Source organism: Aliibacillus thermotolerans (assembly GCF_027853235.1).
GTDB classification, from domain to species: Bacteria; Bacillota; Bacilli; order Bacillales; family Marinococcaceae; genus Aliibacillus; species Aliibacillus thermotolerans.
In genome coordinates this window covers 40,201-61,066 of record NZ_WKJG01000007.1, presented here as the reverse complement: position 1 = coordinate 61,066, position 20,866 = coordinate 40,201, and the positions used below count along the sequence as shown (strand labels likewise).

Below are 20,866 nucleotides of genomic sequence, written 5' to 3'. Positions count from 1 at the left end.
CCTCCCTTTCAATAGTACAATACAATCTTAGTATATCATTTTTGTATAGTGTTTTGTAATAAAGTTTATTATTTTTTCATAATCTGTCATAAAACAGATCATTCCAAATTGTGATTTGCTGTAGCTATTGTTAAAATAATGATATTATCGACAAAGGGAGTGAGATTATCGTGAGTCATCAGGAAGACTGTATTTTTTGTAAAATAGTAAATAAAGAGATTCCTGCTGCAATCATCTACGAAGACGAGGAGACGATGGCCTTCGTAGACATCGCTCAAGTGACGAAAGGACATACGCTATTAATTCCAAAATCCCATGAGGAAAATATTTTTGAATTGAAAGCGTCCACTGCAGCAACATTGTTTCAAGTGGCTCCAAAAGTAGCCAATGCACTGAAAGCCGCTTTTTCTCCCCTTGGGATGAATCTCGTCAACAATAACGGAAAAGCCGCTTCTCAAGAAGTTTTTCATTACCACCTTCATCTCATTCCACGTTACGGGGAAGAAGATGGTTTCAAGTATCATTGGACAAACAATAGCAGGAAATATTCACAAGAAGACTTAGCGAATATTCGAGAGCAGGTTGCTCGTCATTTAAAAAATTAAAGGAGTGAAGAATGTATGAAAAGAGCACATAACTTCAATGCTGGACCAGCAGCATTACCATTAGAAGTGCTGGAAAAAGCACAAAGCGAACTTACAAACTTTAACAACACGGGCATGTCCGTCATGGAACTTAGCCACCGGAGTAAGGAATACGAAGAAGTGCACAATGAGACCATTGATTTACTGAAAGAATTAATACGTATCCCAGAGGAATATGACGTTCTCTTTTTACAAGGCGGTGCCAGTTTACAATTTGCCATGATTCCGATGAACTTTTTACGTGAAGGGCAAACGGCAAATTATATTTTATCCGGTTCATGGTCGGAAAAAGCGTTAAAAGAAGCAAAATTACTTGGAGAAACAAAAATTGGCGGTTCATCAAAAGAAGATAACTATACATATATACCAAATGAAATTGATGTATCTGATGATGATGCGTATGTTCACATTACTTCCAACAACACCATTTTTGGAACGCAGTGGCAAGACTTTCATATTGAAACAAAAGCACCTCTGATTGCGGATATGTCAAGTGATATCTTAAGCAGACCGTTACCGATTGAGAAGTTCTCTCTCATTTATGCTGGAGCGCAAAAAAATCTTGGCCCTTCAGGAGTAACGGTAGTTATTATGAAAAAAGAGCTCCATGAAAAAACACCAGAAAATCTTCCTACGCTATTAAAATATAGCACCCATGCAGATAAAAATTCTTTATACCACACCCCACCTACTTTTGCGATCTATATGCTAAATTTAGTATTAAAATGGGTCAAAGAAAATGGTGGACCTGAAGGAATAGAACAAAGAAATAAAGAAAAAGCAGAACTCCTCTACGACGTCATCGACCGAAGTAACGGTTTTTATATTGGACATGCAGAAAAAGAGAGCCGCTCCAACATGAATGTCACCTTTAATTTACAGTCAGAAACCCTCAATCAACGTTTTCTGGAAGAAGCAAAAGAAAAAGGTTTCGTCGGACTGAATGGCCACCGTTCTGTCGGAGGGTGCCGTGCGTCAATTTATAATGCTGTCACAAAAGAATCATGTGAAGCGTTGCGCGATTTTATGATCGATTTCCAAAACAAAAATCAATAAATAAAACGAGCGAATCAAGCTGTGACTCTTCACAATTGATTCGCTTTTTTTATTTTTACAAGAAGGATAGACTTTCACGGAACAAGCGGTATTTCTCGTTATTCCCTTAGTTAGAAAAATTTGACGCACTCTCTTAGTTAAGAATACTTTTCAAATTCAGACATTTTTTCTATACTATATGTATTAGAATACTTTTTTGATAAAATGAATAGTAACTTCACGAGCTGCGGAAAGGCAAGGTGACAAAATTGGACGCGAAATCTTTAATAAGTGGTTTGCTCACTGGAATAGCGATCGGGAGCATTACCCTACTGTTAACAACACCTCAATCAGGGAGAAGTACGAGAAATTTAATCAAAAAAAAGAAAAATACTTGGTTTTCATCAAGAAAAAGTGAGTTGAAACTCCCTTATCCAATCGAAGGACCAGAGACATTAGATGGAATGACAAGAAAAGTACAAAAAACTCTCAAAAGATATAAACAAGAAGTGAAACCGGAAATGGTAAAAATAGAGCAACAAGCACAAGAAATTGCGGATGCAATCGCCCTGTTGAATAAACAAATACGAAAAAGTGATAATTAAAACGGAGGGAATGGATGATGAGCCCAGCACCAACGTCTTTGAAACAATCCATTTTATTTAGCCACAAGCTTGCTCAAATCACAAAAGCACTGTGGAAATCGGTAGAAAAAGATTGGCAAGAATGGGTAAAACCATTTGATTTAAATATAAATGAACACCAAATTATTTGGATTGCCTTTCATTTAGATGGTGCTTCAATTTCAGACATTGCGAAATTTGGTGTCATGCATGTGTCTACTGCCTTTAATTTTTCAAAAAAATTAGAGCGGAGAGGATTGTTAACGTTTTCAAAAAAGACCGATGATAAACGCAACACATACATTGAATTAACATCGGAAGGGAAAAAATTATTACTGGAAACACTTGAAGCATATAACCCGGACACATATGAAGTGTACCGTGGTTCCCTTCCGTTAAAAGAGTTGTACGGAAAATATCCTGAATTCACAGAATTGATCACAATTGTCAGACACGTGTATGGAGAAGATTTTGTTGACATTTTAGATAAATCTTTAGAAGTATTTGATAAAGAATTTGTGGATCATGACGGCACGCTGACATTTACGAAATGACTCTTAGCCAGAAAATGTTTCGAGTACGAAAATTTGCTTGGAACCATTTTTGTATGATTTTTCCTTTCTCCTATGATTGGGCTATCGTTTCTGGCGGTATCTCTCCTTAAGTTTACCGCCAGAAGCACCAACCCAAGAAGCGCATATTTCATGGCAATCTGTATATTAAAGTTGACCATAATAACTGGTCGTATGAAACGTTCTGGGACGATTCATCTTCTTTTCTAAAGCGAAATGAGTCGCATGAATCATCAAAGTGCTCCAAATGAATGACCCGTTTATTTACAATTTCACCCCTCTTGTGACCACTCCTGATAAGATAGTACGAAAAAAGTGTCACATGCAATTGGTCTCATCACTTTTAGGTGTCCTTTTTGTGCATAAAAAAGTGAGACTTACCAAGTTTTGGTGAGCACCTCTCTTTTGAACTGACTTATTTATTTTCCAACAAGCAGCTCGATAGACCCTTTCTCTAAATCGACTTCCTTTGCTTTTAAATAATAGTCTCCTTTAAATGAAATTTGATCTAACCTGATGACTATAAAACGGTCATTCGGATACAATTCCACATATGAAGGAACGTCCACTTGAGATTGAAGGGCAGATAGAGCCATGCCAGGAGGAACTGAGAAACCCCCAAGGGAAAATGAAGTTTCCGTTAAACCTACATTACCATCAGGTAGCACTTTTGGTTGAAATGCGATGAACATATGGGTCGTTTGTCCAAAAATATCAAAGGAAACTTCCGTTTGAATCGTATCCTGCCCAAAATAAATATTTACTTGTTCATGACTCCACTCTTCCTTTAACCATTCATTTAATTGCGTCGGTGTAAATTGTAAGGACATATACGCTTGAAAGGATGAATTGTCCTTTCTTTCATATGTATCAACTTGGGCTTCCCTCCCGACTAAAAAAACAAGTGAAAAAATGATGGCAATCACAGAAATATTTACAATGAGAAGAGAAAAAAATAACCACTTCCAAATATATTGTTTTTTATCCATAATGTTCTTCACCTTCTTTCTCCTTCCTCTTATTATTATTCTATTCGAGACGGTTATTGCAATGAAAACTATCTATCTTTTTTTTTCTAACTTTGTTACAGTAAAGAAGACAGTATTTTTTGGGAGGGTTATGTATGGTCATACCTTTATTCATTCTTTTTGCCATCGGATATTCTTTCGTAATCAATTCCATGACTAATGCCCTCTGCATTCAAAAAGAAATACCTGACGACCGACAACCGAAAGTTTTCCGTACCATTAATATTTTAATCACCATTCTCTTCACCTCTACCTTCGTAGAGTTATGGACGATTTAATAGATGATCTCGAAAATTATCGAGATCATCTATTGGGAAATGTAAGGTGCTTATCAATACCACGCAGCACCTACAATAATTAATAAAATGAAAAGCACAACTAAAAGAGCAAATCCACCACCGTAGTATCCTCCAGTTGATGACATAAAAGCACCTCCTCTTTTTCTTTCAGTGATACTATATGTAACATTTCATCATTTGGTTTAGGCGAACTTCTTAGAACGGGGTTGGATAGATTATTTTATCCCCATATTTCTTATGGTATGATATAGACTGTTATCATGGTTATTTGCTATAAGGGGTTGAGTACAAATGAAAAAACAAATATTAATAGCAAGCATTGGCACGATCTTCCTGATGAGTGCGTGTAACGACAGTGATTCTTCCGAAAACGGAAAAGAAATTGTTCAAATAAATAACACGACGATTACAGAAGAAGAATTTGTCGCAGAATTAAAAGATCGAGTCGGTGAACCGATTTTAAATGAAATGGTACGTAATATTTTGTTAGAAGACAAAGCAGAAGAGTTAGGTATTACAAAAGAGGATGTGGAGGAAGAATTTGCATCTTTTAAAGAAGAGTATGGATTAGAAGACGATGAACAATTGCTTACGATGATGCAAATGCAGTTTCAACTTCCCATTGAAACAGTGGACGAATTTAAAACAAACTTTTTAAAACCACAGATGGTCATTGATCAATTGGCTGTTGAAGAGGTGGAAATTACAGAAGAAGGAAAAAAGGAATATTATGAAGAAAACAAAGAAGAGCTTGAATCCGTACATGCTCGCCATATTTTAGTCGAAGATAAAGAAACGGCAGAAACGGTGATTGAACAATTAAACGACGGAGAAGACTTTGCAAACCTTGCAGAAGAATATTCCACCGAACCAGCTGCTTCTTCTTCCGGCGGGGATTTAGGTACATTTTACCGGGGAGACATGGTGAAAGAATTTGAAGAAAAAGTATTTTCGATGGAAGTGGGAGAAATTAGTGAACCGGTGAAGACAGAATATGGCTTTCATGTCATCGAACTATTAGATAAAAATAGCACCTACGAAGAAGTGGAAGAAGATATCGAAGAGCGCATGCGCAGTGAACAAGCCAAATCTCCTGATGAAGTCGTGCAAGAATTGTTTGATGAAGCAAATATTGACGTCAAAGAAAGTACGTATGAAGATTGGCTGCAATCATCATAATGTGATGTTACAAAACACCCTCTCAAGCGATTTTTTGTGCGTGAGAGGGTGTTTTCATGGGCATCTTAGGATGATAATCGTCTTCTTTCCTTTTCTTTTTCCATGCGGCGAATGTAAATTCTTCCTTCTTGTTCAATCCATCGTTCTTCTTCTTCCTTCTCTTTTTTGCTCGTTACTCTCCACATATAGCCGCTAAAAATGATGCCAAAAACTGCGAGAACGACCCATATAGGAGGTTGCGCTCCCGGCGTTTCAAAAAAACGTTGCCATGTCACAAGCAGGATAAAAGCAACTACTAGCGCACCAATGAATCGTTTCGAACGAGTAGTCATACGTACCACCTTCTTTTTCAACTTGTCCGTTATTCATACGTATGACACTCTTGTTAAATTATGCCCCTTCTTTTGGAATCGAAATTTGAAAAACAACACCGTCTTCTGTATTTTTCACTTCCGGTATGCCATGATGCAAGGAAGCAATACGTTCTACGATAGCTAATCCCAATCCAAACTGTCCCTTGTTTCCTTTACGAAACGGTCGAAAAAGATATGGTATATCCTCTTCCGGAATCGGATTCCCGTTATTTTCCACAGAAATAACAAACTCTTTTTTTCGCTCCTCCGCTTTCATCCAAATCGTATCACGCGCATACCTGAGCGCATTTTCAACTAAATTTTCAAGCAAAATTTGCATATGTTCCACATCCACATCGATGCGAACGTCCGCTCCTTGAATGACAAAAGTAATATCTTCTCTTTGCATACGAAAACGCTCTTCGATTCGAAAAGCGATGGTTCCAAACAAAACCGACTCTATATTAATTGTTTCTTTCTTTAACGTATCTAACTTTGTAAAATAAAGCATATCTTTCACCCGTTTATCCATTCGATTCGCTTCGTCCAAAATGACATCCATCGTTTTTTCAATGTTTTCTTTCGGTAAAATACCATCTTTCACGGACTGAGCATAAGTTTTCACTACCATAATGGGCGTTTTTAATTCATGAGAAGCATGTTGGATAAACGTTTTTTGTGAGCGGTCATAACGAATTAAATTTTGCCGCATTTCCTCAAATTGGTCAGACAATTTTTTGAAATCATCATCACCTTCAATTCGAAACGGTTCTTTCCAATTACGTTTTGCAATTTGTTCAAACCGATTGCCAAGTAATTTAAGCGGTTGACGTAAATATCGTTTTAACCAAATGGCAAGGAGTAAACTAAGAGCTGTCGCTACCAACAATAAATAGATGAGCCGCTCCCAAAGACGATTCACCATCAAATCACGATACGTATCCCACATATACGAGATTTGATACACTTCCTCCCCATCTGATTCAATGCGTGTAATGACATAGAACAAAGTAGCATCGTTATAAGTAAGTTCATAACGCGCTCTATCTTGCTCTTGACTGACAGCCATAGAAACCATTTCTTTTAACACTGTATCCGGAGGTACCGGCTCTCCTCTGAGCGTATTAAAATCATTTAAAAGAAACAAATGACCAACCGATCGTTCTGCTTCGCGTCGTTCAATAAAATCAATTTCAGATTCTGGTGGGGTGAAGTACTCACTAAATGGGTTTGCCATTCGTGCTTGTTCTTGTTCAATGATTCGGTACGTTTCATCCGTCAGCGTCCCTTTAATGGAGATAGGATAGACGATAACGACGGTTAAACCGACAACGACGACAATTGCTATAAAAGAGAGCCAAATACGCCGACTTAAATTCACTTTCATCATGATGATAAAACACGGTAACCGAATCCATACAACGTTTCCAAATGAATGCGAGGCATTTTTTTGCGAACGCGACGAACGACATCATCTACCGCTCTTTCGGAACCGTAGTAATTTTCCCCCCATACTTTTTCAATGATTTCTTCGCGAGACATCGCGCGTCCAATTTCTTCTGTTAAAAGCAAGACAAGATCCATTTCTTTTGTCGTTAAATCAACGAGAGCATTCTCATTTTCCTTATCAATGACGGTTCTACCTTCAAAGTCTATCACATAGTTGTTAATTTCGATTTTTCTCGTGTCACTCGTCTCTTCTCCGTATACTCTTCGTAGCAATTTTTTCGCTCGTATAATTAACTCTTGTGGTAAAAACGGTTTTGCTAAGTAGTCATCACTTCCCATTTCTAACCCAAGAATTCGGTCTAAATCTTGGTCTCTTGCCGAAATAAATATCACTGGTATATTGTTTTCTCTATTTCGAATTTCTTTTAATATTTGATAACCGTCTGTTCCTGGAAGCATAATATCTAACACCCATAAATGAGGAGGATCGTCGATTGCTTGTAGCGCATCGTCTCCATTGTCAAAAACGTGTACTTCCCACCCTTCCTTTTCCATATACGCCTTTAACACTTCTAATAAGTTGGCTTCATCTTCTACTAAATAGATTTTATACGGCTGACTACTCACTTTCATCGTTCCTTTCTAGTTAAGATGATGTTGAGATAGAGAAGTAACTTGGGAAGCGGTGAGCGAGGCGTGAGGAAAATCGTGACACGTAAAATAAATGATTTGTCTATTTTTATTCCCTTTTTGAAATAAGGAAAACACCCTGCTTTTTCTTTCGTGATCAAAATTAACAAAAGGATCGTCCATAATAAGCGGTAGCTGTTCCGGTTGTGAAAATGTATCGGCAAGAGCTAACCTTAGGGATAAATACAATTGTTCCGCTGTGCCACGACTTAATTCCTCAGGCGTAAAACGAATCCCCTGAGAATTTTCAACGACAAATGTGTTCTCTCCCACCGGAGCAAATAATCGATATTGTGCTTCCCCTGTCATATAAGAAAAATACTCCGATGCTAATTGAACTACTTTCGGTTGGCGTTCCCGCTCATACACTTTTTTAACTTTTTCCATCAACAGCTTTGCAGTATTTAGTACGGCCCACTCTTCCGTTAGTTGACGCAACGCTTCTTTTTTCTCTGAAAACAGTTGTAACTTTTCTTCATACGAGCCATCTTCCTCTAAAAATTGAATTTGTTGTTTCACTTGCGCGAGCGTTTCTTGTAACGTCATGTGCTTGTCGTCAATTTCCGTGAGTGCTTCCTTTAAAGCGAGATTGTCATCCATCCATTCCTGCTCGTCGCTTTCAAATTCCATCAACCACTTTTTCCTGACGCTTTCCTTCGGCTCTTGTTCTTTCATTTTTTCTTCTATCCACTCAAGATGTTGTAGAATCTCTTTGTAACGACGATTATGTTTTACTCCTTCTGCCACTTCTTCTAAGCGATGAACTTGGTGTTTTTGGAATATCCTTTGTAATTGATGATCAAGTTCTTCATAAGAGGTTCTATCCAATTTCGCTTGTTGATATTTTTTTAAATATTCATTTGCTCGCATGTCATACTGTTCATGTTTTCGTTGGGCTACTTCCCATTCTTGTAGAAATTCTTGTACCAATGCTTCAAATCCTTCTTGATAAACATCGCTTTTTTTCGTTCTGAAAAGATTGATGCCCGTTTCAATTCGCTCTTTTTGTGCTTGAATCGCAGCCATTTCTTTTTTTATCTGTATGAATTCTTGCCAATGGGCTTGCCAATCTTTTACGATTGGAAAAATGACCTCTAGTCGATCGATGGAAGGAACAAAGTCATAACAGTACTTTTCCTTCCAAGCTTGTAAAGACTTTTCCGCTTTCATCAGACGTGCACGAGCATTCTCCGCTTGTGACAGTATCTCTTCATAGGCGCGAGATTCTCTATCATATTCCCACTCTTTTTCTTTGTAAGAAAGGGAAGTGGAGGTTGGTTTTTTCCAAAAAAACCAACTACATAGGAGCATAAGTAATAACGAAATACTTCCTAAAAAAATATTCCCACGAATCCATTCCGAGACAGCGAGGGTCAAAAAAACAATCGCTCCGAATTGCATCGCAACATGAAAGGGATGATTTTTATCGTTATTTTTGTCTTTCTTCATCTTTTGTAATTCTTCTTGTACGTTAGTTAATACCATTTCTTTTTGTTCTTTCTGCACATAAACTTGCTCATATGTTGCTTTTGACTGTTTATATTGTTCTACAAAATCTTTTAAATCCTCTTCTGCCAAAACGGTTGTACTTGCTTTTTTTAATTGTTCTTCCGGCAATGTGCCAAGTTTTTCGTTTAATTGACATAGTTTGTCCTCGATATTTTGTTCTGTTTGTTGTAAACGAGCGTAGTCTTCGTTGAGCTTTTTATAAAGAGGCATTTGTTCTTTAATAACTGTGATTGCTTCTTTTTCTCTCATAAAGGTAGCACGTATAGAAGCTCCAGTCATGTTTCTTTCTTCTTCAACTTTCCACTGTTCCCATTGGAGGAGTCGTTCTTTTCTTTCTTCTAACGCAGAAACGCATTGTTTCACCTTTTCCTCTACTTCTGTAGAAATGAGGGGAAACTTTTTTAAAAAATTTTTCTCTCTGACTAACGACTGCTGTTCTTCCCATAATTTTTTTAATGATTGCTTTCGTTCTGATTCCATCAGTCTTATTTGTAGCCGGTTCTTTTCTTGCCTTATTTCTTCCATTTCTCGTACAAGTCTTTCTTTTTCATCTAAAAGCTGATCGTAACGATCAAATTCTTTCTCCCACGCTCTTAACTCCCATTGTATCTGTTGTAATTCGAGAAGCATCTGATTAATGATTGGTTTTTTTCCTTGTTTTTTAAAGAGCTGTTCCATTTGTTTCGTTAGTTCTTTTTCCACCAGGTGGAGGTTCTGGGTTCCAGTTGTCCCTGCTTCATATAAATATTGATTCAATTCCTGTCCTTTTAATTGTCCAACTTCGCTCAGTCCGTCAAGTCCAAAACAAAAAATCCCTTGAAAAGTAGTGCGATTGATATTGCCAAGCATTTGTCGTAACCATTGTTCTCCCACCGTCTCTCCATTTTCAAAAGATACAACTACATCCCCTCTTGCCTTTCTTTTCATCGTTCGTTCGATCGTTACTGTCTCACCGTTATCTAATTCCACCATCATATTGCCACCATAAGCAGACGCCGTTTTTGGTTCATAACGAAGAAGTTTTTCCTTTTTTGTCGGAAAACCGAATAAAATTGCTTGGATAAACGCATGAATCGTTGATTTACCGGACTCATTTTGTCCTTGAATGACATGAAACGTATCATTGAAAGGAATCACTTCATCTATGAGCATTCCAAAACCGTAAATATGAAGTCTGCGAATCTTCACTGTTCTACTCCTTTTCCCACAAATAGTGAATCATTTGTGTTCCTTTTTCTACAAGTGTCTTTTTGTCCAAGTTTTCTAGCGGAATATGTTTTTTTACGACGGGATGATCGAATAACTCGCGCAAATAGACGTCCATTTCTTTTGCATCTTGATAAAGCGCATTTGCCTGCAAATGCAAGTCTTTTAAAAAGGTATTTTCTTTCTCCTCAGGAATAGCGAACGACTTTTTTGGCTTATTGTCCATTTGATAAATATAGAAAAAAGGATCCTCGGTCGCTCCGATATCATTCAATGTTTCCCGAAATTCTTCTAGCGCCTCGCGTTGAAATAGATCAGAGAAAGAAGAAGAAGCCTCTTCTAATATAACGCGAGCCGCTATTCCTTTCATTGCTTTGTTGCGGTGTACACGTAGTTCTTCCAGTAAGTGTTCCGTTAAACGATCGAGCGTATCTTCTGCCGCCAACGGAATAAATATATCTTTAAATACGATGGGGGAAACAGCTTGAAAAGCCACTTCTATCTGATCATCGTCTAATTCCACTAATAAATACCCCTTTTGATTTGTTTCGTTTGCATGTCTTCCTTGAATATTTCCCGGGTAATGAATGCGTTCATGAAGCGATGTGCGTTGGTGGATATGACCAAGCGCCCAATAATCCATTTCTTTATGTAATAATTCATTTTTTGAAAAAGGTGCGTAGGGCACATGTTCTTCACTCATTCGATCCTGGCCGTGTAAAATTGCAATATGATAAAGAGCGCCTTCTTTTTTTTCATACAACGCCGCCAAGTTTTCTTTTACATGGCGCGTTTTATAACTACATCCATACAAATGACATACGGGGAGATTGTTTTTGTAAAATACTTTCACTTCGGGAGTGGTCGCAAACACATGCACATGCTGTGGCCATGTGTCAAAAGCGTATTTTTGATGAAGCGGATCATGATTGCCAAAAACCATGTATACTTGAATACCAACGTCTTGTAACTGTTGGAACGTTCTTTTAAGAAATATTTGACTACGAATACTTCGATTTTCTTGATCAAATATATCCCCTGCTAAAATAATAAAATCGACTTGGAATTGAATGGCATCTTGTATCATCCGCTCCACTGCATATTCAATACTTCTTTCAAATTCTTCTTTTATGAAAGACTTTGCGCCATCGGTATGAGGAAATGTACTACCTAAATGAAGATCTGCGGCATGAATGAAGCGAATTTTTTCCATCTTTTTCATCCTTTACTTCCATCTCTTAAGTATCAGTATACACAAAATGAGAAACATATGCTCCCTTTCTCTTGCGCAAAAGAAAACCTCCATCTTTGGATAAAGGATAGAGGTTTTCATCATGTCGTTATATAAAAGGAAGTGCAGCGATGGCTGTTAATGCTGCAAGCGGAAGAGCAATGCGGCGAAATCCTGGACGCGGACGTGGATAATACCCTCCGTAATATCCACCGCCATACCAAGGACTACCTCCATACCATGGTCCCCCGTAACCAGGATTACCCCACCAACCACCGGGACGACCGCCGTATCCGTAAGGTCTTCTCATATTTCCCATCGAATGGTAATAGTGTCCCATCATATCCTCTCCGTAATCCGGGACTATCATATATACATGTTCTTCATCTACATCTTCAATGTACCCTGTAATTTCTTCTTGATTGACCGTTTGTAAAGATACGTATTGGCCAATATGGTCTTTACATACATCATACATATGCATATTTGCACCAACCTCCCTTTCTCATTCTCTGATATCGTATTCATTGGGCGGGCGATTGTGCACTATTTCCATAAAAATCCTTTTCAATCAAATAAACAGCAAACATTTACTTAACGCATAAAGAAGTTCGACCCGTCAATATGGAGAGGATGCCACTTGCAACCATGTCATTCTTCACGTAAAATATGAATAAAACTGATTGAGTATTCAGTCGCTTTAGGAGGTAGGCATATGCAATATTTTTTGACGGCCTTTGATAAAGACGGAACTTTGTTATTAAATGAAACTTTTGAATTCGATCGTGACGAAGAAGCAAAACAACACGGAAGAAAAAGGCTACAAGAAGAACAGGTTGAAAATAAAACATTCCGTCTCGTACGAAACGGAAAAATCATTATGTTTAAAAGGTAATAACTATCGTGAACATAAACTAAGTTTTGCTGAAAGGAAAGGGGATAAATTCCACCTTTCCTTTTTAAATTTGAACTTTCATTTGTTTTCGGAATACTTCTTTAATCATATAGGCCATGCCGTTTTGATCATTAGAACGGGTAACCCAATTGGCCGTTTCTTTGAGCGAATCAGGAGATTGCCCCATCGCGACTCCAATCCCCGCCATGCGAACCGCTTCAATATCGGATAATCCAGACCCAATATAAATCATTTCTTCCGGAAATATTCCTAGCTCATGCAGCAAGTACGATAAAGTTTTCATTTTCGTAGCTTCTTTATGCTTGATGATGAGTTGCGTCCCCCACTCTTCCACTAAAATATCCGGAATACTTTCTTTGATTTGTGCGCTGCAACGCTGTGCATCCTTTTCATTTTCAAATTCTCCAAATAACCGCAAACCGTTTAATTGCTTTTCATACACTTTCGTTGAAATGAAATCCGTATAGGTTTTCGGCTGAAACAATCCTTCTCCTAAACTAAATTGTATTTTTCCTAACCCTTTTCTCGTTTGCGGATGTTTGTTTTCTAATTCCATCTCTTGATTCTCTAACTGAATACGACAAGGGTACCTTTCCATCAGTTGCGTGACATCGTACACAACATCTGTATTCATTTGCAATTCCAAAATCGGAAGCCCTGAAATTCCTGAAAGAAGCGCACCACCGTGACTAATCATTTCGTGTTCCATTTTCAATTGTTTTGCAATTTTTTTCGCTGAAGGAAAACTTCGATTCGTCACAAGGACGACATGTACTCCTTTTTTGCGAGTAAATTCAATGGCTTCTTTCGTTTCTTTCGACATCCGTTCATTACTTTTTAATAACACCCCGTCAACACTAAGCGCAAGTAACTTATAGCTCATGATGACCCTCCTCCTCACAAGTTGCATTTCTACTGTAACTTATGTTGTCCATCCGTCATTTAGAACGTGAGAAAAAGGGAACAGCATTGACACTTAAAATAAATGTGGCTGTTCAAATCGTCCCATTGCCGACAATTTAAACAACCACGTTTTCTGCGAGAATCTTGAAGACTTCATTTTATTCTTGATCAGGAACACCGTATAGTTCTTCTAACGGTTCTGTAATAATTTTACTAACATCTCCTATCAACGTGCTGACGCGTTGTTCTTCCGCCATAAGTTTAGAAATCATTTCATGTTGCTGCACTAATTCCATTTGTTTCTGCGCTTCAGTAATTTCTTGTTCCGTTGGTACTTGTCCTTGTTGTTCTTTTTGCAGTAAATTTAACTGAAGCTGACGAAAGTTATCTAACATTCTTTTGGCAATTTCGTCTTGTTCTACTGCTTCATGCAATTGTTTTAATTGCTGAAACTCTTCGCTTTCTCTGATAGTGCGAGAAAGCTCATGGGCTTTATCATATACATTGGACATATGCAGTCCTCCTTTTTATGCTGTACTTGAAGGATAACATGAAATGGAAGATGGTGACATTGATTTTTAGAGAAATATTAAAAAAGTAATGCGAAAAGACCTTGTATGAAACCAACTACTCCTCCGATCATCGCTCCTAAGTACGTAATCATTTTTAATTCTCGCTTTGCGATACTAAGCACCATTGCTTCTAGTCGCGACACAGAAAAATGATCCACTTCTTCGCGCACTACTTCTTCTAATTGGAATTGTTGTAGTAAAAAAACGAGTCGATGAGACAATAAACGAAGCAAATGATGAGTGACATGAGGTAACCATTTTTCTATAATGATCGACTCATAAGGAGCAGTCCATTCATGCAAAGGCTTGTCAATCACTTGATAAATAGGAATTTCCTGCACAATTTTCTTCGTGAGAAATTCTGCCAGTTTCTCTGCATTGAGTGATTGTGCAATCACTTCAAACGGCTTTTCCTCTAACTGTTTCCATTCCTTCAACAAAAATTGTCTCATCATTTTTTCAGAAGATGGATCTTCAAAAAAGCGGATGATTTCTGGTTGCATTTTATCCACGATTCGTTCGCTTCCAAATATTGTACCAACAAAGTTCACCATCGAGCCTTTTCCTTCTAAAAATTTATTCAAAAGCATTTCTAGCTGTGCCCGGCCTTCTTGTGTACGGAAATAAGCTGCTCCTTTTTCAGTAAGCGCACGGGAAATTTTTGGAATGATCGATTGCAACTCACTTAATACGTAAGAAGGGATTACTTCTTTGATTTTTTTCTCCTTTTTCTCTTGCAGAAGAAGATGTAATTTATCTGTTATCATTGTTTCCGTTTTACTGCTGAATGTTTCTTTTGTCCACGTCTCGTTGAATAAGAAATTCATTACTTCGGATAAAGAGCGTTCACTTTGTAAGAAGCGTTGACACTCTTCTATTAACCATGTCTCAATTTTCTCATGAAATTGGCTTTCTTCAATTTTTCTTTTCATACTGTCAGGGGTTAACAAGTACTGTACAACTAAATGACCAAGCTGTGTGGCCATTTCTCTTCTCCGCCTAGGAATTAATCCAGGAGTAAAAGGGAGACGAACAGAACCGATATATTTAGGTGTATACGGGCGAAATAACATGCGAATGGCTAAAAAATTCGTCGCACCACCGATCATTGCCCCAATGATGATCATCATCATTACTACGATTACGTTATTCATTATGCATGATCTCCTTTTACGCATATAGAACTGTTTTAACTTTATCAAGATGGAAAGGATTCGGCAACAATCGACAACTATGATAAAATGCAACACAAATGAAATGGTGAGAAATGAGGAGACAAGATGATATCACATTTCCAATGGCAAGAGAAGAAAAATAATCTATTGCAAAAAGAATGGGCATTTTCTTTTTATTATCAAGGAAAATATTTGACAGGAACGTATCTTCAAACTGGTAAAATTACTTGGGATAATGAACCTTCTTCCCTTGATAAAGAAAAATTAGAAGCTTCTATCCACGATTTAATGTTATACCATGTCTTTGAAGACCACACTCCGCCTTCTTCTTAACATTTTCCTACAAGAATGAGGATGATGTAATCGGGCATTCTATTGTAGGAAGGGAGGTGTGCGCATGGACAAAAAGCAAAAAGGACAATTAAAAGATAAAAATTATGCGATGGATGTCGATCGTATGATTAATGAAGGGATGGCAGGGGGGACCGTTCACGTGAAATACGGTCAAGAACAAATTGAAGCAGCAAGGGAGTTAGATGAAGAAAAACCGCCTAATGAAAACTAATAAGAAAGAAAGGGGCAACAAAATCATCCCCCTTTCTTATCTAATAAAAGAGGCTGCCTCCGTGACGTAACGACGTCACTTAGAAGGCAGCCTGCTAGCCATGATTTATTTTATTTATTGCTGTGGGTTTTGCCCGTTCATTTGCTGTTGAGCCATAGAGACAAGACGTTTAGTAATCTCTCCCCCAACAGAACCGTTAGCGCGAGATGTTGTATCTGCACCAAGGTTTACCCCAAATTCACTTGCAATTTCATATTTCATTTGCTCTAATGCTTGTTCTACACCAGGTACAAGCAATTGATTGGAGTTGTTTCTGTTTGCCATGTTTCTCACCTCCCTTCTTCTGTACCCATAGTTTGTATCGAAACAAAAACTGTATGCTTGAAATAAGATAGTAATTTTAGGTAAAGAGAAGGAAGGTGATGGATAGCAGTTAATTTGTTTTTTTAAATGTTTTGCCCAATTGGCGAATATGTTCTACTGCTTCCGGGTTCTCAAGAGAGGATAAGTCTCCGGCATTTTTGTTTAAAAAGGCTGCTTTTATCGCCCGACGCATGACTTTTGCGTTTCTCGTCTTCGGTAAATCGTCAACTGGAAATATGGCCGATGGACGTAATGCTTTCCCGAGTTTTTCCCCACAAAGGGCAATCAGTTCTTTTTCCAGTTCGTCTGTAAACGTGTATTCGTCTTGCAAGACGACAAAACAAATGGCTTCTTCTCCTTTGACATCGTGAGGAATACCGATCGTTCCCGCTTCTCGAACTGCTTCGTGTTCCACTAAGGCAGACTCCATTTCCGCCGGTCCAAGGCGTTTTCCGGCGATATTTAAAATGTCGTCAGAACGACCCGTGATGGTCCAGTAACCTTCTTCATCTTGAATCGCCCAATCACCATGCACCCATACATCTGGAAAGCGACTCCAATACGTGTTTTCATATCGCTCTTTTTCTTTCCAAAAGCCATTTGTCATCCCAACCCACGGCTTGGTCAGGACCAGTTCACCGACTTCTCCGGTGACCGGTTTCCCTTCTTCGTTATAAACTGCGGCAGCCATGCCAGGTATCGCGGTGTTAAACGTAATCGGTGTAATTGGTTTTACAAGCACATTTCCGAGAATGCCACCGGAAATTTCTGTTCCGCCGGAATAGTTAATGATTGGAATCCGGCTTTTTCCTACCGTTTCAAATAACCATTTCCACGGTTCTGGATTCCACGGTTCTCCAGTAGACGCCATCGCTTTTAATCGAGAAAGCGAATGACGCGTCACATGTTCTTCTCCATGTTTCATTAAAGAACGAATGAGCGTCGGAGAAATCCCTACATGGGTCACTTCATGGTCGGATGTTACTTGCCACAGGCGGTCTGGGGCAGGATAATCAGGAGAGCCTTCATACATGAGTAGCGACGCGCCATTCAGTAAGGAGCCGTACACTAAAAACGGTCCCATCATCCAACCCATATCCGTAAACCAAAAGAGGGTGTCTCCCGGGCGAACATCCATACACATTCCGGCATCAAATGCGGATTTTATTGGAAATCCAGCGTGGGTATGCACCGTTCCTTTTGGTGTTCCGGTCGTTCCCGATGTATAAATAAGCATCATTGGGGCATCGCTTGGAAGAGACGCTACATCCGGAGTCGGTGAAGCACCACCAGTCTTCATCATCTCAGACCAAGCGACATCTTTTTTATCATCCCAAGAGACATCGCTTCCTAACCGTTCGATGACAATCATTTTTTCTAACGTTGGTGTTCGTCTTGCTGCTTCATCGGCTTCTTTTTTCATCGGAACCGCTTTCCCTCGTCGAAGAAAGCCATCGGCAGTGATTAACATTTTCGATTCCGATGCGTTCATTCGAGTCGCTACTGCTTCTGCGCCATATCCTGAGAAAGTCGGTGAAAAGATGGCCCCGAGTTGGGAAATGGCCATCATCGCAATCACCGTCTCTGGTATCATCGGCATGTAAAGGGTGACAACATCTCCCTTTTGAAGTCCTAACTGGCGCAAACCACTCGCGGCTTGTGCAATCGCTTTTTTTAGCTCTTGATAAGTATACGCGCGAACTTCTCCGTCTTCTCCTTCCCATTTTAAAGCAGGCGCATCTTTTGTATTTTCCTTTTCTGCCCATTTATGCACGGCATTGTGGACAACATTCAACTTTCCTCCCACATACCATTTCGGCCATGGAATCCCTTGGGAGAGGTTGACTGTTTCTGTATAAGGATGAAACCATTCGATTCCTAATGCTTTTTCTGCTTCTTTCCAAAACCAAGCGATATCGTCTGTGGAAGCATTTAAAAACGCATCATAATCGTCAAACCCTAACTTTTTCATCCATTGATATAAACGAGTTTCTTTGATATAAGATGAAGTCGGAATCCATTTTGGTTCTCCAGACATCTTCTCTTCTCCTCTCTTTATACGGGATAAACGCCATGCTTTCTTTCGGTAAAGGTCTTTTCTTTTCGGGAATAAGCGCGGAAACGATTCGTTAACTCCTTGCGAAGATTTTTTGCTTCGACGATGTCGTCAATCACCAGTTCGGAAGCCAAACGATAAATATCAATATTTTCTTTATATTCTTCGCGTTTTTGTTCGACAAATGCGGTTCGCTCAGACGCTGGCAATTCCGCAATTTTATTTGCATAGACAGCATTCACCGCCGCTTCCGGTCCCATCACTGCAATTTGTGCGGACGGAAGCGCAAGACATGCATCCGGCTCAAAAGCGGGTCCAGCCATCGCATAAAGCCCTGCCCCGTATGCTTTTCTTACGATCACGGAGATTTTTGGCACTGTCACTTCCGACATTGCCGCAATCATTTTTGCGCCGTGACGAATAATTCCTGCTCTTTCCACTTTCGTTCCAACCATAAAACCAGGAACATCCGCCAAAAATAAAAGAGGAATATGGAAAGCATCACACAAAGTGATAAACTTCGCCGCTTTGTCTGCCGAGTCATGGAATAACACGCCACCTTTTGCTTTCGGCTGGTTCGCCACAATCCCAATCACTTGACCGTCAAGGCGTGCAAGCCCGGTAATCAATTCTGGCGCAAATTCTTTTTTAATTTCCAAAAACGTGTCTTTATCGATGAGGTGATCAATGAACTCGTACATATCAAAGGGGGCATTTTGATTTTTTGGAATGATATTCTCCAACTGATCGATAGGTAGCGCTGGTTCCACACTCGTTTCTTTCTTTGGGTACTCTTTGTAACTAGCAGGAAAATAAGACAAATATTTTCGCGCCAATGCAATCGCTTCTTCTTCCGATGCGCAAAGCATATCACCACAACCTGACACGGAACAGTGCATCTTTGCGCCACCCATTTCTTCCAATGTCACTTTTTCACCGATGACCATTTCCGCCATTCGAGGGGAACCTAAATACATCGAAGCATTTCCGTCTACCATAAATACGACGTCACAAAAAGCAGGAATATACGCCCCTCCTGCAGCAGATGGACCAAACAAAAGACAAATTTGTGGAACTCGTCCGGACAATTTCACTTGATTATAAAAAATTCGTCCCGCGCCTCTTCTACCCGGAAACATTTCCACTTGGTCGGTAATGCGTGCGCCGGCAGAATCGACAAGATATATCATCGGAACGTTTAAACTTGTTGCGGTCTCTTGAATCCGAATAATTTTTTCCACCGTTCGCGCTCCCCATGAACCTGCTTTTACGGTAGAGTCATTTGCCATAAAACAAACGAGTTGTCCATTGACATATCCGGTTCCCGTGACGACTCCATCCGCCGCCAAATCTTCTTTTTGATTGTTGGCAAATTTTCCGTCTTCCGAGACAATTCCGTCGTCCAAAAGCAGTTTCAGTCGATCGCGCACGAACAGTTTTCCTTTTTCTTTATTTTTTTCGTGATATTTTTCCGCTCCCCCTCGTTCGATGCGAGCAGATAGTTCTTCATAAAACGTAGAAGTGCGGTTCATTTCTCTCTCCTCCTTCATTTGCCATTGACATCTTCTTTCTGTCTCTCTTTCTCACTTTGGCGTGTATAAACGTCTAATGCTTTACTCGATAACTTCTTGTTTAATGTTTTTTCCATCCACTGAGCCGCGTAAACGACTTTCTCTATCGATACATTTGTTTGTATCCCCATTTGATCAAGCATATATAACACATCTTCCGTCGCCACATTACCGGATGCACCGGCTGCATAAGGGCAACCTCCAAGTCCTCCACAAGCACTGTCAAAAGTTGTAATCCCAAGTTCAAGAGCCGTGACAATATTAGCTAGCGCCATCCCGCGGGTGTCATGAAAATGCATTGCTAACTTTTCTTTTGGGAGGCGTTCGACGAGGCGAGTCACTGTCTCTCTTACTTGAAGGGGAGAAGCAATGCCAATTGTGTCGCCGATGGAAATTTCATCGGCCCCGTAGTCAAGTAACGTGTCACTAATTTCCACTACTTTTTCCGGATTCGTCCGTCCTTCGTGGGGACAGAAAAAGGCAGTGGATACGTAGGCACGGACCGTTTTTCCCGCGCGCTTTGCTTCCATGATCGTCTCTTTCATCACCGGAAACGTTGCTGCGATGGATTTATTAATATTTTTTTGATTATGGCTTTCGGTGGCGGACATAAACACGTTGACACCATCTAATACATCAAAAGTAAGCGCTCGTTCTAAGCCTTTCACGTTCGGAACGAGAGCGGAATAATGGACGCCCTCTTTTTTCTTGATTCCTTGGACGACAGCTTCTGCGTCTTTTAACGCAGGAATCCATTTTGGATGAACAAAAGACGTCAGTTCGATGTCCTGTAATCCACTGTCACTTAACTGATGAATCCATGCAATTTTTGTTTCGGTCGGTACAAATGTTTGTTCATTTTGAAGACCATCTCTAGGGCCTACTTCTTTGATCACGACATCCTTTGGATACAACGGTGAAAACTCC

General features: G+C 39.4%; 24 protein-coding genes. 9 read left to right on the top strand and 15 right to left on the bottom strand.

Going from position 1 to position 20,866, the window contains the following annotated elements; all coding sequences use genetic code 11:
- Positions 1-170 precede the first annotated feature (170 nt).
- The 4 genes from GJS40_RS00755 (at position 171) to GJS40_RS00740 (ending at position 2,856) form a co-directional block, all read left to right on the top strand.
- Complete coding sequence (locus GJS40_RS00755) at positions 171-605, top strand: HIT family protein (RefSeq protein WP_270895356.1); 435 nt, start codon at positions 171-173, stop codon at positions 603-605.
- A 15-nt stretch (positions 606-620) separates the two neighbouring features.
- Entirely contained in the window at positions 621-1,700 is a 1,080-nt protein-coding gene (gene serC / locus GJS40_RS00750) for a 3-phosphoserine/phosphohydroxythreonine transaminase (protein WP_270895354.1), read from the top strand.
- A 239-nt stretch (positions 1,701-1,939) separates the two neighbouring features.
- Positions 1,940-2,284, top strand: coding sequence for a YtxH domain-containing protein (locus GJS40_RS00745; protein WP_270895352.1), 345 nt, complete (start codon positions 1,940-1,942; stop codon positions 2,282-2,284).
- 17 nt (positions 2,285-2,301) lie between these two features.
- Complete coding sequence (locus GJS40_RS00740) at positions 2,302-2,856, top strand: HTH-type transcriptional regulator Hpr (RefSeq protein ID WP_270895350.1); 555 nt, start codon at positions 2,302-2,304, stop codon at positions 2,854-2,856.
- 437 nt (positions 2,857-3,293) lie between these two features.
- Here GJS40_RS00740 and GJS40_RS00735 read toward each other — a convergent pair whose 3' ends face one another.
- On the bottom strand, positions 3,294-3,875 hold the full coding sequence (locus tag GJS40_RS00735; RefSeq protein WP_270895348.1) for a YpmS family protein: 582 nt from the start codon (positions 3,873-3,875) through the stop codon (positions 3,294-3,296).
- A 122-nt stretch (positions 3,876-3,997) separates the two neighbouring features.
- Between GJS40_RS00735 and GJS40_RS00730 the strand changes: the two genes are divergently transcribed.
- Positions 3,998-4,180: a hypothetical protein gene (locus tag GJS40_RS00730; RefSeq protein WP_270895346.1), complete on the top strand. Its 183-nt coding sequence runs from the start codon at positions 3,998-4,000 to the stop codon at positions 4,178-4,180.
- 53 nt (positions 4,181-4,233) lie between these two features.
- On the opposite strand, the gene GJS40_RS00725 is transcribed toward GJS40_RS00730, so the two are convergent.
- On the bottom strand, positions 4,234-4,326 hold the full coding sequence (locus GJS40_RS00725; RefSeq protein WP_270895345.1) for a YjcZ family sporulation protein: 93 nt from the start codon (positions 4,324-4,326) through the stop codon (positions 4,234-4,236).
- Between the two features lie 166 nt (positions 4,327-4,492).
- Here GJS40_RS00725 and GJS40_RS00720 point away from each other — a divergent pair, with 166 nt between their 5' ends.
- Positions 4,493-5,380 carry a peptidylprolyl isomerase gene (locus tag GJS40_RS00720; protein WP_270895344.1) on the top strand — a complete coding sequence of 296 codons (888 nt, stop codon included), beginning with the start codon at positions 4,493-4,495 and terminating at the stop codon, positions 5,378-5,380.
- 65 nt (positions 5,381-5,445) lie between these two features.
- Here GJS40_RS00720 and GJS40_RS00715 read toward each other — a convergent pair whose 3' ends face one another.
- The 6 genes from GJS40_RS00715 to GJS40_RS00690 all read right to left on the bottom strand — a co-directional run bounded on the left by GJS40_RS00715 (position 5,446) and on the right by GJS40_RS00690 (position 12,302).
- Positions 5,446-5,712, bottom strand: a complete 267-nt coding sequence (locus GJS40_RS00715) for a sporulation YhaL family protein (RefSeq protein ID WP_377902075.1) — start codon at positions 5,710-5,712, stop codon at positions 5,446-5,448.
- A 58-nt stretch (positions 5,713-5,770) separates the two neighbouring features.
- Entirely contained in the window at positions 5,771-7,123 is a 1,353-nt protein-coding gene (locus GJS40_RS00710; protein ID WP_270895343.1) for a sensor histidine kinase, read from the bottom strand.
- The gene (locus GJS40_RS00705) at positions 7,120-7,809 is read right to left on the bottom strand and encodes a response regulator transcription factor (RefSeq protein ID WP_270895342.1); all 690 of its coding nucleotides are present in this window, start codon (positions 7,807-7,809) and stop codon (positions 7,120-7,122) included. The genes GJS40_RS00710 and GJS40_RS00705 overlap by 4 nt, the downstream gene beginning before the upstream one ends.
- 15 nt (positions 7,810-7,824) lie before the next feature.
- Positions 7,825-10,569 carry an ATP-binding protein gene (locus GJS40_RS00700; RefSeq protein WP_270895341.1) on the bottom strand — a complete coding sequence of 915 codons (2,745 nt, stop codon included), beginning with the start codon at positions 10,567-10,569 and terminating at the stop codon, positions 7,825-7,827.
- 4 nt (positions 10,570-10,573) lie between these two features.
- Positions 10,574-11,800, bottom strand: coding sequence for a metallophosphoesterase family protein (locus GJS40_RS00695; RefSeq protein WP_270895340.1), 1,227 nt, complete (start codon positions 11,798-11,800; stop codon positions 10,574-10,576).
- A 127-nt stretch (positions 11,801-11,927) separates the two neighbouring features.
- Positions 11,928-12,302, bottom strand: coding sequence for an LSm family protein (locus GJS40_RS00690; protein ID WP_270895339.1), 375 nt, complete (start codon positions 12,300-12,302; stop codon positions 11,928-11,930).
- Positions 12,303-12,533: 231 nt separating this feature from the next.
- Here GJS40_RS00690 and GJS40_RS00685 point away from each other — a divergent pair, with 231 nt between their 5' ends.
- Complete coding sequence (locus GJS40_RS00685) at positions 12,534-12,713, top strand: YhzD family protein (RefSeq protein WP_270895338.1); 180 nt, start codon at positions 12,534-12,536, stop codon at positions 12,711-12,713.
- Positions 12,714-12,777: 64 nt separating this feature from the next.
- On the opposite strand, the gene GJS40_RS00680 is transcribed toward GJS40_RS00685, so the two are convergent.
- From GJS40_RS00680 to GJS40_RS00670, 3 genes are all read right to left on the bottom strand, one after another.
- Positions 12,778-13,617 (bottom strand): HAD-IIB family hydrolase, encoded by an 840-nt coding sequence (locus GJS40_RS00680; protein WP_270895337.1) that lies wholly within the window; start codon positions 13,615-13,617, stop codon positions 12,778-12,780.
- Between the two features lie 178 nt (positions 13,618-13,795).
- Complete coding sequence (locus GJS40_RS00675) at positions 13,796-14,149, bottom strand: YlbF family regulator (RefSeq protein WP_270895336.1); 354 nt, start codon at positions 14,147-14,149, stop codon at positions 13,796-13,798.
- Between the two features lie 77 nt (positions 14,150-14,226).
- The gene (locus GJS40_RS00670) at positions 14,227-15,363 is read right to left on the bottom strand and encodes a DUF445 domain-containing protein (RefSeq protein ID WP_270895335.1); all 1,137 of its coding nucleotides are present in this window, start codon (positions 15,361-15,363) and stop codon (positions 14,227-14,229) included.
- 126 nt (positions 15,364-15,489) lie between these two features.
- Between GJS40_RS00670 and GJS40_RS00665 the strand changes: the two genes are divergently transcribed.
- Positions 15,490-15,717 (top strand): DUF5342 family protein, encoded by a 228-nt coding sequence (locus GJS40_RS00665; protein WP_270895334.1) that lies wholly within the window; start codon positions 15,490-15,492, stop codon positions 15,715-15,717.
- Between the two features lie 64 nt (positions 15,718-15,781).
- Entirely contained in the window at positions 15,782-15,949 is a 168-nt protein-coding gene (locus GJS40_RS00660) for a hypothetical protein (protein WP_270895333.1), read from the top strand.
- 114 nt (positions 15,950-16,063) lie between these two features.
- On the opposite strand, the gene GJS40_RS00655 is transcribed toward GJS40_RS00660, so the two are convergent.
- The 4 genes from GJS40_RS00655 to GJS40_RS00640 form a co-directional block, all read right to left on the bottom strand.
- A complete protein-coding gene (locus tag GJS40_RS00655) occupies positions 16,064-16,273 on the bottom strand; it encodes an alpha/beta-type small acid-soluble spore protein (protein ID WP_270895332.1) in 210 nt (69 codons plus the stop codon).
- Positions 16,274-16,382: 109 nt separating this feature from the next.
- Positions 16,383-18,350 (bottom strand): AMP-binding protein, encoded by a 1,968-nt coding sequence (locus tag GJS40_RS00650; protein WP_270895331.1) that lies wholly within the window; start codon positions 18,348-18,350, stop codon positions 16,383-16,385.
- A gap of 17 nt (positions 18,351-18,367) precedes the next feature.
- Complete coding sequence (locus GJS40_RS00645; RefSeq protein WP_377902074.1) at positions 18,368-19,918, bottom strand: acyl-CoA carboxylase subunit beta; 1,551 nt, start codon at positions 19,916-19,918, stop codon at positions 18,368-18,370.
- Positions 19,915-20,853 (bottom strand): hydroxymethylglutaryl-CoA lyase, encoded by a 939-nt coding sequence (locus tag GJS40_RS00640; RefSeq protein ID WP_270895329.1) that lies wholly within the window; start codon positions 20,851-20,853, stop codon positions 19,915-19,917. Before GJS40_RS00640 ends, GJS40_RS00645 begins: the two co-directional genes overlap by 4 nt.
- Positions 20,854-20,866 lie beyond the last annotated feature (13 nt).

What these genes read in the sequence shown, in the direction of transcription:
- GJS40_RS00650 (WP_270895331.1), bottom strand. Translation starts at nt 18,350, where the DNA reads ATGTCTGGAGAACCAAAATGGATTCCGACTTCATCTTATATCAAAGAA.
- GJS40_RS00720 (WP_270895344.1), top strand. Translation starts at nt 4,493, where the DNA reads ATGAAAAAACAAATATTAATAGCAAGCATTGGCACGATCTTCCTGATG.
- GJS40_RS00655 (WP_270895332.1), bottom strand. Translation starts at nt 16,273, where the DNA reads ATGGCAAACAGAAACAACTCCAATCAATTGCTTGTACCTGGTGTAGAA.
- GJS40_RS00725 (WP_270895345.1), bottom strand. Translation starts at nt 4,326, where the DNA reads ATGTCATCAACTGGAGGATACTACGGTGGTGGATTTGCTCTTTTAGTT.
- GJS40_RS00665 (WP_270895334.1), top strand. Translation starts at nt 15,490, where the DNA reads ATGATATCACATTTCCAATGGCAAGAGAAGAAAAATAATCTATTGCAA.
- GJS40_RS00690 (WP_270895339.1), bottom strand. Translation starts at nt 12,302, where the DNA reads ATGCATATGTATGATGTATGTAAAGACCATATTGGCCAATACGTATCT.
- GJS40_RS00645 (WP_377902074.1), bottom strand. Translation starts at nt 19,918, where the DNA reads ATGAAGGAGGAGAGAGAAATGAACCGCACTTCTACGTTTTATGAAGAA.
- GJS40_RS00730 (WP_270895346.1), top strand. Translation starts at nt 3,998, where the DNA reads ATGGTCATACCTTTATTCATTCTTTTTGCCATCGGATATTCTTTCGTA.
- serC (WP_270895354.1), top strand. Translation starts at nt 621, where the DNA reads ATGAAAAGAGCACATAACTTCAATGCTGGACCAGCAGCATTACCATTA.
- GJS40_RS00660 (WP_270895333.1), top strand. Translation starts at nt 15,782, where the DNA reads ATGGACAAAAAGCAAAAAGGACAATTAAAAGATAAAAATTATGCGATG.
- GJS40_RS00710 (WP_270895343.1), bottom strand. Translation starts at nt 7,123, where the DNA reads ATGATGAAAGTGAATTTAAGTCGGCGTATTTGGCTCTCTTTTATAGCA.
- GJS40_RS00715 (WP_377902075.1), bottom strand. Translation starts at nt 5,712, where the DNA reads ATGACTACTCGTTCGAAACGATTCATTGGTGCGCTAGTAGTTGCTTTT.
- GJS40_RS00675 (WP_270895336.1), bottom strand. Translation starts at nt 14,149, where the DNA reads ATGTCCAATGTATATGATAAAGCCCATGAGCTTTCTCGCACTATCAGA.
- GJS40_RS00740 (WP_270895350.1), top strand. Translation starts at nt 2,302, where the DNA reads ATGAGCCCAGCACCAACGTCTTTGAAACAATCCATTTTATTTAGCCAC.
- GJS40_RS00685 (WP_270895338.1), top strand. Translation starts at nt 12,534, where the DNA reads ATGCAATATTTTTTGACGGCCTTTGATAAAGACGGAACTTTGTTATTA.
- GJS40_RS00680 (WP_270895337.1), bottom strand. Translation starts at nt 13,617, where the DNA reads ATGAGCTATAAGTTACTTGCGCTTAGTGTTGACGGGGTGTTATTAAAA.
- GJS40_RS00695 (WP_270895340.1), bottom strand. Translation starts at nt 11,800, where the DNA reads ATGGAAAAAATTCGCTTCATTCATGCCGCAGATCTTCATTTAGGTAGT.
- GJS40_RS00670 (WP_270895335.1), bottom strand. Translation starts at nt 15,363, where the DNA reads ATGAATAACGTAATCGTAGTAATGATGATGATCATCATTGGGGCAATG.